The organism is Saccharothrix mutabilis subsp. mutabilis, assembly GCF_039521145.1.
In the GTDB taxonomy this organism is placed as follows: Bacteria; Actinomycetota; Actinomycetes; order Mycobacteriales; family Pseudonocardiaceae; genus Actinosynnema; species Actinosynnema mutabilis.
Genome location: NZ_BAAABU010000003.1, coordinates 671,212 through 683,949, shown reverse-complemented (window position 1 = coordinate 683,949; position 12,738 = coordinate 671,212). Strand labels below are relative to the sequence as shown.

The following is a 12,738-nucleotide window of genomic DNA, read 5'->3' as shown; positions in this document are numbered from 1 at the left end:
GATCAGACCGTGCCGGTGCCGACCAGGGCGCGGGCCCGGAAGACGGGGATCGAGGTCATCAGCTCCCGGTAGCGGGCGCGGATCGCGGCGACCGTGTCCGCGTCCTGGTCGACGAGGGCGGTTCGGGCGGCCGAGCCCATCAGGAAGTCCCAGGCCGAGTCCGGGGTCAGCGGTGCGTCGTGGTCCACCGGGTGGACCGCCACGTCCCGCAGGCCCAGGTCGGTCAGCCAGCCGGCGAGCTTGTCCTCGGAGTCCACGCGCGCGGCGGCGTTGTGGGACTGCTTCGGCGGCAGCGTCACGCCGGTGACGTCGGTGATCGCCTGGAACAGCGAACCCACCACGTCCTGCACACCGCCCTCCCGCCAGGTCGTCACGGTCACCGCGCCGCCCGAGCGCACCAGGCCGATCAACCGCCGCGTGTCGGCGTCCATGTCCGGCAGGAAGAACACGCCGAAGACGCACTGGAACCGGTCGTAGGGGCCGCCGGTCCACTCGGTCGCGTCGGCGTGGTGGAAGCGCAGGTTCGGCAGGTCCGCGGCGCGTCCCCTGGCGTGCTCCAGCAGCGACGTGGACAGGTCGATCGCGTCCACCGCACCGGTCTCGCCGACCCGGTGCGCGGCGGGGATCGCCGACGACCCGGTGCCGCAGCACACGTCCAGCACCTTCTCGCCCGGCTGGGGCGGCGCGAGCGCGACGGTGGCGGCCCCGATCGGGTCCCACAGCAGCGGGGTCCACGCGGCGAAGTGGTCGCCGCCCTGGTCGAACGCGTCGATGGTCTGGGAGGTGGCCTGCGAGTCGGTCATGGTTCCCATCATGATCCGAACTCGTGGACCAGGGTGCGGAAATGACCTAGAAGGGGGTTCGGGTCGTCCTTGCGCCAGGCGGCCATGACGTCCGTGGTCGCGTCGGAGGTGGTGTCGCGGAAGGCCACGCCCCTGAGGCGGAGGCGGCGGATGCCCTCCGGGGCCAGCGAGACGCCCAGGCCCGCGCCGACCAGGGCGCAGACGGTCTGCCACTCGACGGCCCGTTGCGCCACCCGCGGGGTGAACCCGGCCGCCCGGCACACGTCGATGACGCGGTCGTGGAAGCGGGGGCCCGCCGAGCGGGGGAGCAGGACGAACGGTTCGTCGGCCATCGATCGCAGGGGGACCGTGCGGTGGGTGGCCAGCGGATGGGTGGCGGGCAGCACGGCCACGAAACGCTCGGTGTGGACGAGGGCGGTGCGCAGGTCGGGGTCGTCCGGGTCCTCGCGCAGCAACCCCACGTCCACGGTCCGGTCGTGCAGGGCGGTGACCTGGGGTGCGCTGGTCAGCTCGTGCAGGTCCAGGCGCACGTCGGGGAACCGGTCGCGGTAGGCGCGCAGCAGCCCCGGCAGGACGGTCAGCGCGAGGGACGCGGCGAACCCGATGCGCAGGCGACCCGCCAGCCCACCCCCGACCGCGCGGGCGGCGGCCAGGCCGTCGGCGAGGTCGTCCAGGGCGCGGCGGGCCGCCGGGAGCAGTTCGCGACCCGCGGCGGTCAGGCCGATGGCCGGGGTCCGGGTGAACAGGGGGTGCCCGACCCGGTCCTCCAGGCGGCGGATCTGCTGGCTCAACGGGGGTTGCGCGATGCCCAGGCGGGCGGCGGCGCGGCCGAAGTGCAGTTCCTCGGCCAGCACGACGAACGCGTGCAGCTGGGGGAGGGCCAGTTCCGGGCGGGTCATACGTTCAGGGATATCACGTCATGGCGTGTGGTGTATTGGACGTATCGGCGCTGCTCACCTAGCTTGTGCGGCATGACGGAACGACGCGCGATCCTCAGCGGTTCGACGTTCGAGGAGCAGATCGGCTACGCCCGCGCCGTGGTGGACGGGGACTGGGTGCACGTGTCCGGCACGACCGGGTTCGACTACGCCACCATGACGATCTCCGGCGACGTGGTCACGCAGGCCGAGCAGTGCCTGACCAACATCGGCCACGCCCTGGCCGAGGCGGGCTGCACGTTCGCCGACGTGGTGCGCGTGCGGTACCTGCTGCCCGACCGCGCGGACTTCGAGCCGTGCTGGCCGGTGCTGCGCGCGGCGTTCGGCGAGGTCCGGCCCGCCGCGACGATGCTGGTGTGCGGCCTGGCCGACCCGCGCATGAAGATCGAGATCGAGGTCTACGCCCGCCGCTCGGCCAGGAACTGAGCCACGGTCCGGACTTCGGGCAGCACCTCGCGCGATCGGGCTATTGGTTACGCCGGTTGGTGGAGGGCGGCGGGGGTTGGCGGGGGTGGTGGAGGTCGGCGGGGGTCAGCGGAGGTTGGCGGAGGTTGGCGGCGGTCGGCGGGGTCGACGGGGGTCGGCGGCGTGGCTTGCGGTGGGGAGCGGTGAGGGTTGCGATGTGGAGGCGCGGGATCCGTTTCCCCGCCCGCCGCCCCCGCCAAGCCGCCCCAGCAAAGCCCCAACTGCAACCCGCCTTCGGCGGGGCCGCCTGCGGCGGCCGGCACGGCCGGCGGAGCCGGGCCGTGCCACCCCGAGCGCTGCGCGCCCGGGGTGGGCGCGCGAAGCGCGCCGGCGCGCCCCGCGCGCCTGGCTTGTGCCTGGCGGTCAGGGCGGGGGTGGGTGGGGGGCGAACCAACCGCACGCTTCCCGCGCACCCCCGCACCACGCCCCCGCCAACCCACCTCAGCTCAGCGGAAGTCGTCGGCGTGATCGGCCAGCCAGTCGCGGAACGTGCGGGCCGGAGTGCCCGTCACGTCCTCCACCGTCCTCGTCGGCGGCACCGGCTGCTCGGCGGACCGCGCCAGCCCAGCCACGAAAGCCCGCGCCACCTCCTCCGGCAGCCACCGCCGCGCCGCCGCCAACTCCTCCTCCGGCGACGTCTCGACCCAGCGCAGCGGCCGACCCAAGACCTCGCCGATCAGCCTCACCTGGTCCGCCCGGGTCACCAACTCCGGACCCGTCAGCACGTACTTCGCCCCCTGGTGACCGTCCTCCAGCAGCGCCTTCACCGCGACGGCCGCGATGTCGTCCTCGTGGACCAGCGTCACCGCCGTCCGGCCGAAGCCGCCGCGCACCTCGTCGCCGGCCAGGATCGCCGGACGCCACGCGAGGGTGTTGGTGGCGAAGCCGTGAGGGCGCAGGAACGTCCACTCGACACCCGTGCCGGCGATCGCCCGCTCCACATCGGCGTGGAACCGGCCGATGACGTTCTCCTGCACCTCCACCGAGTCGTCCACCGCGCCGCTCGACAGGAACACGATCCGGGGCGTGTGCGCGGCCAGCGCCTCGACCACCTCCCGCGCGCCGTCCGCCGTGAGCGCCGGCCACACCAGGAACGCCGCGTCGGTGCCCCGTGCCGCGCGGGCCACGGTGTCCGGGTCGAACTGGTCGCCCCGGACCGCCTCCACGCCGTCGGGCAGCGCCTCCGGTCGCCGGGACAGGCCTCGGACGGTCGTGGTCCCCGCCAGCCGCGCGGTGATCGAGCCGCCGACGTTGCCGGTCGCACCGGTCACCAGAACCTTGTTGTGCCTCAACGCTTTCCTCCTCATCGGTCGGCGGTGACGCTAGGGCGGCGGCGCGGTGCCCGGGAAGGGCTGACCTCGACGTAAGCTCAGGGTGTGGGGGTAGGCGGCGAGGGTGACGGCGGTGCGCCGGTGCGCGGTGGTGACGTGTTCCACAGCGAGGACTGCCCGGGGCGGGTGCTCTACCGGCACGTCGCGAGCCGGTGGGCGGGGTTGATCGTGCTCCAGCTGTGGCCGGGGCCGTTGCGGTTCCACCGGTTGCGTGACGCGTTGCCCGGGATCAGCGAGAAGGTGCTGGCGCAGAACCTGCGCGAGCTGGTGCGCGACGGCCTGGTGGACCGCGAGGTCGAACCGACCCGGCCACCGCAGGTCACCTACTCGCTCACGCCGCTGGGCGGGGAGCTGGCCGCCCGCGTCCACGGCCTGCTGACGTGGGTCGGCGACCACGCGCCGGAGGTGCTGGCCGCCCGGGAGCGGCACGACCGGGCGTCCTAGCGGCGGCCGGTCAGGATCCGCACGTCCACCCGTTCGGTGAACGGCGCGTGCGGTTGCAGGATGTCGCGCAGGGCGACGGTGAAGGCCGCGCGGTCGGAGGGCAGCTTGTCCACCGGCAGCGCGGACAGCACGCCCCCGACGATGTGCTCCACGTCCAGGTCGTCTTCGTACTCGACCAGGTGACGGCGGACGGTGAAGTGCTCACCCAGGGCGTCGGCGTAGCGCTGCTGGGTGTGCTCGTCGGCCCCGCACGTCAACGTCAGCCGCGTGCCCAGGTACTGCTCCATGAACGCGCGCAACGCCCGCGACCAGCCGGTGTCCTGCAACCACAGGGGAGTGCCGTTGGTGAACACCGCCACCCCGCCACCCGGTCGCACCAACGGGTGAACCGCGCGGAACAGCCGTTCGTGGTCCATCCAGTGCAGGGCCTGACCGATGGTCACCGCGCCGACCGTCCCGAGCAGCAGGCCCAGCGCCGGCACGTCGGTGTCCGCCCCGAGCACCCAGTTCACGTTCGCCGCGTCGGCCGCCCGGCGCGCGGCGGCCAGCATGTCCGGTTCCGGGTCCACCCCGACCGCCGCCCGCACCCGCCGGGCGAACGGCACCGTCAGCTGCCCGGTGCCGCACCCCAGGTCCACCACGACGTCGTCCGCGCCGAGACCGAACTCGGCCACGACCGCGTCCACCGCCGCGTCGGGGTAGCCGCGCCGGTAGCGCTGGTAGAACTCCACCACGTCACCGCGAAAACCCAGGTCCACGCTCTCCAGCGTGGACCCGGGCCCGCGATTCCCCAAGCGTTCTACAGTGCGCCCTCGGCGAACTGCGCCGCGTAGAGCCGGTGGTACGCGCCCTCCGCGGCGATCAACTCCTCGTGCGTGCCCTGCTCCACGATCCGCCCGGCCTCCATGACCAGGATCAGGTCGGCGTCGCGGATGGTGGACAGCCGGTGCGCGATGACGAAGCTGGTCCGCGACGACCGCAGCGCCGCCATCGCGTGCTGCACCAGCGACTCGGTGCGGGTGTCCACCGAGCTGGTCGCCTCGTCCAGGATCAGCAGCGCGGGGTCGGCCAGGAACGCCCGCGCGATGGTGATGAGCTGCTTCTCACCCGCGCTGACGTTGCCGCCCTCCTCGTCGATCACCGTGTCGTACCCGTCGGGCAGGGTGCGCACGAACCGGTCCACGAACGCCGCCCGCGCCGCCTCGACCACCTGCTCGTCGGTCGCGCCGGGCCGCCCGTAGGCGATGTTGTCCCGGATCGTGCCGCCGAACAGCCACGTGTCCTGAAGGACCATGCCGGTCCGGGACCGCAGGTCTTCCCGGCGCATCGCGGTCACGTCCACGCCGTCGAGCGTGATCCGCCCGCCGTCCAGCTCGTAGAACCGCATGATCAGGTTGACCAGGGTGGTCTTGCCCGCGCCGGTCGGCCCGACGATGGCCACGGTCTGGCCCGGTTCGGCGACCAGCGACAGGTCCCGGATCAGCGGCAGGTCGGGCGTGTAGGAGAAGGCCACGTCGTGGAACTCCACCCGGCCGCGCCGGTCCGCGGGTTTGACCGCGTCCACCGGGTCGGGGGTCTGCTCCTCGGCGTCGAGCAGCTCGAAGACCCGCTCCGCGGACGCCACCCCGGACTGCATGAGGTTGGCCATCGACGCCACCTGGGTCAGCGGCTGGGTGAACTGGCGCGAGTACTGGATGAACGCCTGCACCTCGCCCAGCGTCATCGCGCCGGAGGTGATGCGCAGCCCGCCGACCACGGCGATCGCCACGTAGCTGAGGTTGGACAGGAACATCATCGACGGCATGATCAGGCCGGACACGAACTGCGCGCCCGTGGAGGACTCCACCAGCTCGTCGTTGCGCCGCCGGAACTCCGCCTCGGACTCCTGCTGCCGCCCGAACACCTTGACCAGCTGGTGGCCGGTGAACGCTTCCTCGATGTGGGCGTTGAGCGCGCCGGTCTGCCGCCACTGCGCGATGAACAGCTTCTGCGACCGCTTGCGGATGCGGCCGGTGAGCACGACCGACGCGGGCACGACGGCCAGCGCGATCAACGCCAGCAACGGCGAGATCGTCACCATCATGACCAGCACGCCGATCACGGTCAGCCCGGACACCAACAGCTGGCTGAGCGTCTGCTGCAACGTGGTGGCGACGTTGTCGATGTCGTTGGTGACCCGCGACAGCAGCTCGCCGCGCGGCTGGGCGTCGAAGTAGCGCAGCGGCAGGCGGTGCAGCTTCTCCTCGACCTCCTCGCGCAGCCGGAACACGAACCGCTGCACCACGTCGTTGAGGATGCGGCCCTGCACCCAGGCGAACGCCGAGGACGCCAGGTACAGCGCGGACACCCAGGCCAGCACCTCGCCCAGGGCGGCGAAGTCGATGCCGGGGCCGCCGCGGGCCTGCCCGAGGACGCCGTTGAACACGATGTCCGTGGCGTGGCCGAGGATCTTCGGCCCGGCCACGCTCAACCCGACGCTGATCACGGCGAGCACGAGCACGGCGACCAGGACGTCGCGCTCGCCGCGCATGCGCCGGGCCAGCCGCCGCGCGGACGGCCCGAAGTTCTGCGCCTTTCCGACGGGCATGCCCATGCCGGGGAACGGGCCGCCGCCCACGCGGGCGGGCGGCCTGGTGGTGGTGGGGGCACTCATGCGACCTGCTCCACGGTGAGCTGGGACTGGACGATCTCGACGTAGGTGGGGCAGGTGTCGAGCAGTTCGGCGTGGGTGCCGACGCCGACCACGGAGCCGTTGTCCAGCACCACGATCCGGTCGGCGTCGAGGATGGTGGACACCCGCTGGGCGACCACGATCACGGCGGACTCGGTGGTGTGCGGCCGGAGCGCGGCGCGCAGGCGGGCGTCGGTGGCCACGTCGAGGGCGGAGAAGGCGTCGTCGAACAGGTACACCTCGGGCTTGCGCACCAGCGCCCGCGCGATGGACAGCCGTTGCCGCTGGCCGCCGGAGACGTTGGTGCCGCCCTGCGTGACCGCCGCGTCCAACCCGCCCATGGCCTCGACGAAGTCGCGGGCCTGCGCGACCTCCAGCGCCGCCCACAGCTCGTCCTCGGTGGCGTCGGGGTTGCCGTAGCGCAGGTTGCTCGCGACGGTGCCGGTGAACAGGTAGGGCTTCTGCGGGACCAGGCCGAGCTTGGCGCGCAGCGCGTCCGGGTCGGCCTCGCGGACGTCCACGCCGTCGACCAGCACCGCGCCGGCGGTGACGTCGATCAGCCGGGGGACCAGGTTGAGCAGGGTGGTCTTGCCCGCGCCCGTGCTGCCGATGACCGCGGTGGTCCTGCCCTTCTCGGCCCGGAAGCCCACCCCGCGCAGCACGGGGTCGGCCGCGCCGGGGTAGCGGAACTCGACGTCCCGGAACTCCACCTCGGCGTGGGCGGGCAGCTCGGTGACGGGCGTGACCGGCGGCGTCACGGACGGTTCGGCGTCGAGGACTTCGTTGATCCGTTCGGCGCACACGGCGGCGCGCGGGACCATCATCGAGATGAAGGTCGCCATGGTCACCGACATGAGGATCTGCATCAGGTAGCTCAGGAACGCGGTGAGCGCGCCGATCTTCATCTCACCGGTGTCCAGGCGCAGCGCGCCGAACCACAGCACGGCGACGCTGGAGCCGTTGAACAGCAGCATGACCACGGGAAAGGTCATCGCCTGCAACCGGCCCACCCGCAGGGCGGTCTCGGTCAGCGCGGCGTTGGCGTCGGCGAACCGCGCGGTCTCGGCGCGTTCCCGCACGAACGCCCGCACGACGCGGATGCCGGACAGCTGTTCGCGCAGCACGCGGTTGACGTCGTCGATGCGCTCCTGCATCCCCCGGAACAGCGGCACCATCCGGCTGACGATCAGGCCGACCGCGATCACCATCGCGGGCACGAACGCGACCAGCAGCCAGGACAGGCCCACGTCCTCCTGCAAGGCCATCACGATGCCCGCCGCGCACATGATCGGCGCGGTGACCAGCATCGTGCACACCATGACCACGAGCAGCTGGACCTGTTGCACGTCGTTGGTGTTGCGGGTGATCAGCGAGGACGGCCCGAACGCGGCGACCTCGCGCGCGGACAGCTCGCCGACCCGGTGGAACACCGCCGAGCGCACGTCGCGGCCGAACCCCATGGCCGTGCGGGCGCTGTAGTAGACCGCGCCGACCGAGCACACGATCTGGATGGCGGTGACCAGCAGCATCCAGCCGCCGGTGGTGAGGATGTAGTCGGTGTCGCCGGTGGCGATGCCGAAGTCGATGATGTCGGCGTTCAGGCTGGGCAGGTACAGCGAGGCGACGGTGCCGACGAGCTGGAGCGCCAACACGGCGGCCAGCTCTCGCCTATACGGCCGCAGGTAGGCGCGGAGCAGGCGGGTGAGCAAGTTTCCCCCATAAGAAACCGATCGTGTCTAATAAGAGGTACGGTAGACCGGTTGGATAAGAAACGCAACGTATCTTAGGGGTAGGGTGAGGGACTCGACGGACACCGCGCACCCCCGCGCGACCGATCCCAAGACGCGACGCCGGGGCGCGGAGCTGGAAGCGGCCATCCTCGACGCCGCCTGGGCCGAGCTGCGCGAACACGGCTACGGGCGGTTCACGATGGAGGGCGTCGCCGGCCGCGCGGGCACCAGCAAGCCCGTGCTGTACCGGCGGTGGTCCAGCCGGGCGGAGCTGGCGCTGGCCGCGTGGGACAGCCGCGTGCCGGTCGAGACCGACGTGCCCGACACCGGGTCGTTGCGGGGCGACCTGCTCGCCCTGTTCGAGCGGATCGCGCGGCGGGCCGGCGCCATGGTCAACGGCATGATCGCGGGCGTCATGGCCGACGCGTTCCGCCACCCCGAGATGGCCGAACTGCTGCGCGAGAAGCTCGCGCGCCCGACGACGCTGACCGCCGCGGTGGCCCTGATCGTGCGGCGGGCCGTGGACCGGGGCGAACTGCCGCCGGTCCGGCTGTCCCACCGGGCCGCCCGCACGCCGCTGGACCTGGTGCGCAACGAGTTCATCACCTGCGGGGGATCGGTGGACCACGACGTGCTCGCCGAACTGGTGGACGAGGTGTACCTGCCGCTGCTGCGCGGCCTGGACCGGGACTGAGCCGCCTTTTCAAGGTTTCGCCCAACGGGTCCGGCGGCGGGCCACCCGCGCCACCGCCGGAGTCAAAGCGGTACTACGTAAGAGATGAACCCCCGGTTCTCGGCGACCTGGTCGTACAGGCGGCGGGCGGTGTCGTTGGATTCGTGCGTGTGCCAGTAGACGCGCGAGCACTCGCGTTCCCGCGCCCACTCCACCACCCCGTCGATCAGCGCCCGCCCGACGCCCAGGCCCCGGGCGTCCGGCGCGGTGAACAGGTCTTGCAGGTAGCACACGTCCGGGGCGGTGGTGCTGGCGTGGACCAGGAAGTGGGCGATGCCCACGAGCCGGTCGTCGTGGCGTGCGCCGAGGGCGTGCATGCGCACGTCGCGCTGGAACTCCCGCCACGCGCGGTCGAGCAGGAGGTCGGGCAGGGTCCGGCCGTAGAAAGCGTTGTAGCCGACGAACAGTTCCTCCCAGGCCGCGCGGTCGGCCGGCAGGAGTGGCCCCAGGGTGATCATGCGCGACACCCTACGGGGCTAGGCTGCGAACCCGGACCCAGTGCGGAGGAACGATGACCCAGTCGGCGAGGCAACTACTGGACAGGATCAGGGACGAGGTCGCGGACGACCACGGCGAGAACCGCTTCGTGCCGCTGGTCGAGGCGGGCACGGCCCCGTTGACGTCGATCGGCGCGCTGGCCGCCGAGGAACTGCGGATCGTGCCGGGGGACTGGCGCAGCTTCCTGACCCTGGCGGCCGAGGCGGACACCCCGGCCGGTCGGGGCTTTTTCACCACCCTGGCCCAAGGCGAAGCCCTGGTCCTGCCCCTCCTGGACCCCCTGGCGGCGAAGGCGGGCGTGAACCCGAAGACGTACCGCTACCAACCGGGCTGCCAGGCCTACGCCTCCTACGTGGCGTGGCTGGCGCTCAACACCGACCCGGCCGTGGCGGCGGTGGCGATGCTGACCAACTTCGCCGCGTGGGGCCAGTACTGCGGCCGGATCTCCGCCGGCCTCCAAGCCCACTACGGCTTCACCCCGGACGACACGGCCTTCTTCGACTTCTTCGCCACCCCGGTGCCGGAACTGGAACAACAGGGCTTGGACGCGGTGCAGGCGGGCCTGGACGCCGGCGTGTCCTTCGACAAGGCGGTCGAACACGTCCGCCTGCTCCAGGGCTACGAACTGATGTTCTGGAACACCCTGGCCGATCTCGCCTAGGAACCGCCCGACCGTCCACTGCGTGAACCCGAAGGCCGACGCGGCGGATGGTCGGGCACCGGTTTCACCACAGCCGACTGGCGCTCGTCCCGTCCGGTTTGAGGCCGTGGCGCACGAGGTTCGCCGCTTCGGTCGCCCCCGAGCGGCTCGTGGCGGTGGCCAACCACACCAGTTCGTTCCTGGACGTGACGTCGCCGCGAAGGGCGCGTCCGCTCAACTCGGCCACCCGCCCCTGGCGCGCGAGGATCTCGGCCAGCCTGCGGGACGCGTTGACGTCGCCCTTGTCGGCCAGTTCGGCGAGCCCCCGCGGATCACCGCGCTCCGCCAACAGGTTGAGCAGGCGCCAACGCCCGTAGTCGTAGCCGCTGTCGGCGAGCTCGCGGAGCTGCTCGATCATCTCGTGGCTCGCCAGGTAGTTGGCCAGCCGGTACTGGGAGCTGGGCGGGTCGTAGCGCAGGTCGGGGCCGTCGGCCGACGCGCGCGCCGCGGGCCGAGGCTTGAGGTCGGTGCGGTAGAGCGCCGACCGGACGTCGCCGGCGTCGCTGAGCGGTTGCAGCACCGCCTCCGCGGCGTCGGCGTAGTCGTACTTCCACAGCAGGAGCGCCTGGTGCCGTTGATCCGGCACCGGTCCGCGCGTGGCCAGCGACCTCGCCCGGTCCGGTTCGCCGCGCTTGGCCAGGAGGTCGACCAGTTGGGCTTGGGCGTGGCGCGCGCACAGGTCGCCGAGCAGGCAGTTCGTGTCGTCGTGGTGGAAGGCTTCGAGCGCTCCGACCCGGTCGTGCCGGGCCATGATCGCCACCATCAGCAGGTGGGCGGCCTCGTCGCCGGGGGCCAGCACGTCGATCGCCTCGTCGATCCGGCCCTGGCGTTCGAGCAGCTGCGCCAGCTTCAAGCGCACCAAGCCTTCACCCGTCCGCTTGAACATCTGCGCCAGCTCGTCCGTGCGTCCCAGGTCGACGTAGACATCGGCCAATTTGGCGATCGCGTAGCTGTCGCCGCGGTCGGTGAGGACCTTCAGGTCGTCGATGGCACGGTGTTCGACCAAGAGGTCGATCAGCCGCTGGTGGGCGGTGAAGTCGGCACGGCTCAACATGGCCAGCGTGTGCACCTCTTCCTCGAACCGGTGCTGTGCGTGCAACAAGTCGACCAGGCACCGCTTCGCCTGCCAGTAACCCTCCTTGATGGACGACCTGAGGAACGCCTCGGCGTAGGTGTAGACGAGCCGCTCGTACGCGCTCAAGCCGATCGCGGCCCGGTCGGCGGGGGACCGGGTGTGGTCCAGGAGGCTCTTCCACAGCACCGGCGGGATCTTCCGGTAGCGGCGCGAACTGCGGCCGTGCTGCTCCAGGTAGTCGTGGACGTCGTAGCTGTCGGCCGCGCCCGGCTGGTTGTCGCTGAGCCGGGCGGGTAGCAGCAGGGAGATGCCGTGGGTCCGATCGAGGGTGGCCCGTCGCAGCCCTTGCTCGAACCAGTCCGGTGCGGCGCCCACGCGGTCCTCTTCGGCCAGGTAGGCGCTCGCCGCGGCAGCCAGGAGCCCGTGCGGGAAGGGGTCGCGGTGGCCGAGTTGGCGCGCGTCCAGCGCGACGGACACGACGGCGGTCGCGTACCGGTCCACGACGGTGTCGGGTGTCTCGAACCGGCGCACCAGCGACGGTCCGCCGACCAGGGTCTGGATGACCGCACCTTGGGGCGCCGCGGTGAGGGCGGCTTCGCGGAGCCGGGGGTCGGTCGAGGACGCGGTCAGCAGCGCGCCGACCGAGTCGGCGCTGAACCGCTCGGCGACCGTGATCCGCACCGCGCCGCCCAGCAACGACCGCACGCACGGGTGGGGATCGTTCAGCGACACCGGTTCGGAGCTGAGCGCCGCCCAGAACTCCGGCCAGAGGGTGGCCACCGCGAGGATCGGGCGCACCGCGCTCTCACTGGTGAGCCGTGCGTGCAGCTCGGCGGCCACCGTCTGCCCGTGGGGACCGGAGAAGTAGTGGTGCAGTTCGTTGAGCCACAGGATGTTGTACGGCTCGATCGTGTCGCTCTGCATGAGCTGGTACAGGTCGTCGCCAGTGCGCGGGTAGATCAGGCCCCACTGCCGGAGCGCTTCGTGCCGCGAGATCGCTTCGTACAGGGCGCGCGTCTTACCGGTCGACGACCCTCCGGCCAGGACGATCAACTTGCTCCTGGTCAGGTCGCGCAGTTCGGCGTCGAGCACGTCGTCGTGCGGCCGGCGCAGGTAGCCCGGAAGCAACGGCAAGGACTCCGCGTCGTCGGAGGTCGCCAGCGCCTGGTGGACCTGGAGGGTGTAGGGGTGCCACGCGGCGACGGGGCGCCGTTGCAGCCGCGGGCCGGATGTCGCAGGGGAGTGGAAGTGGACGTCGCGGACCGACTGCGCCTGGACGACCGGCCCCGCGTCACCCCAGACGCCGTTCGACGTCTCGCCCGGTCCTCCACCAGTCATGACAGCTGCCCG

General features: G+C 71.9%; 12 protein-coding genes. 4 read left to right on the top strand and 8 right to left on the bottom strand.

Translation table 11 applies throughout. From position 1 onward, the window contains the following. Window positions 1-2: 2 nt before the first annotated feature. Complete coding sequence (locus tag ABD126_RS10800) at window positions 3-803, bottom strand: methyltransferase domain-containing protein (protein ID WP_343933595.1); 801 nt, start codon at window positions 801-803, stop codon at window positions 3-5. An 8-nt stretch (window positions 804-811) separates the two neighbouring features. Continuing rightward, a complete protein-coding gene (locus ABD126_RS10795) occupies window positions 812-1,702 on the bottom strand; it encodes a LysR family transcriptional regulator (RefSeq protein WP_343933594.1) in 891 nt (296 codons plus the stop codon). Window positions 1,703-1,774: 72 nt separating this feature from the next. Here ABD126_RS10795 and ABD126_RS10790 point away from each other — a divergent pair, with 72 nt between their 5' ends. After that, entirely contained in the window at window positions 1,775-2,167 is a 393-nt protein-coding gene (locus ABD126_RS10790; protein WP_343933593.1) for a RidA family protein, read from the top strand. A 485-nt stretch (window positions 2,168-2,652) separates the two neighbouring features. On the opposite strand, the gene ABD126_RS10785 is transcribed toward ABD126_RS10790, so the two are convergent. Continuing rightward, on the bottom strand, window positions 2,653-3,477 hold the full coding sequence (locus tag ABD126_RS10785) for an NAD(P)H-binding protein (RefSeq protein ID WP_343933592.1): 825 nt from the start codon (window positions 3,475-3,477) through the stop codon (window positions 2,653-2,655). Between the two features lie 105 nt (window positions 3,478-3,582). On the opposite strand from ABD126_RS10785, the gene ABD126_RS10780 reads away from it, so the two are divergent. Beyond that, entirely contained in the window at window positions 3,583-3,981 is a 399-nt protein-coding gene (locus ABD126_RS10780; protein ID WP_343933591.1) for a winged helix-turn-helix transcriptional regulator, read from the top strand. Here the strand turns inward: ABD126_RS10780 and ABD126_RS10775 are convergent. Genes ABD126_RS10775 through ABD126_RS10765 form a run of 3 tightly spaced genes read right to left on the bottom strand, consistent with a single transcriptional unit; the run spans window position 3,978 to window position 8,361 of the window. After that, window positions 3,978-4,739, bottom strand: coding sequence for a class I SAM-dependent methyltransferase (locus ABD126_RS10775; RefSeq protein ID WP_343933590.1), 762 nt, complete (start codon window positions 4,737-4,739; stop codon window positions 3,978-3,980). The genes ABD126_RS10780 and ABD126_RS10775 overlap by 4 nt on opposite strands. Before the next feature lie 41 nt (window positions 4,740-4,780). Beyond that, window positions 4,781-6,634: an ABC transporter ATP-binding protein gene (locus tag ABD126_RS10770; RefSeq protein ID WP_343933589.1), complete on the bottom strand. Its 1,854-nt coding sequence runs from the start codon at window positions 6,632-6,634 to the stop codon at window positions 4,781-4,783. After that, window positions 6,631-8,361 carry an ABC transporter ATP-binding protein gene (locus ABD126_RS10765; protein ID WP_343933588.1) on the bottom strand — a complete coding sequence of 577 codons (1,731 nt, stop codon included), beginning with the start codon at window positions 8,359-8,361 and terminating at the stop codon, window positions 6,631-6,633. The genes ABD126_RS10770 and ABD126_RS10765 overlap by 4 nt, the downstream gene beginning before the upstream one ends. Window positions 8,362-8,446: 85 nt before the next feature. On the opposite strand from ABD126_RS10765, the gene ABD126_RS10760 reads away from it, so the two are divergent. Continuing rightward, window positions 8,447-9,076: a TetR/AcrR family transcriptional regulator gene (locus tag ABD126_RS10760; RefSeq protein WP_343933587.1), complete on the top strand. Its 630-nt coding sequence runs from the start codon at window positions 8,447-8,449 to the stop codon at window positions 9,074-9,076. A 62-nt stretch (window positions 9,077-9,138) separates the two neighbouring features. Here the strand turns inward: ABD126_RS10760 and ABD126_RS10755 are convergent, their stop codons facing one another. Continuing rightward, a complete protein-coding gene (locus ABD126_RS10755) occupies window positions 9,139-9,573 on the bottom strand; it encodes a GNAT family N-acetyltransferase (RefSeq protein ID WP_343933586.1) in 435 nt (144 codons plus the stop codon). Between the two features lie 53 nt (window positions 9,574-9,626). Between ABD126_RS10755 and ABD126_RS10750 the strand changes: the two genes are divergently transcribed. After that, complete coding sequence (locus ABD126_RS10750; RefSeq protein ID WP_343933585.1) at window positions 9,627-10,274, top strand: TenA family protein; 648 nt, start codon at window positions 9,627-9,629, stop codon at window positions 10,272-10,274. 64 nt (window positions 10,275-10,338) lie between these two features. Here the strand turns inward: ABD126_RS10750 and ABD126_RS10745 are convergent, their stop codons facing one another. Continuing rightward, window positions 10,339-12,726 carry a tetratricopeptide repeat protein gene (locus ABD126_RS10745; protein WP_343933584.1) on the bottom strand — a complete coding sequence of 796 codons (2,388 nt, stop codon included), beginning with the start codon at window positions 12,724-12,726 and terminating at the stop codon, window positions 10,339-10,341. Between the last annotated feature and the right edge of the window lie 12 nt (window positions 12,727-12,738).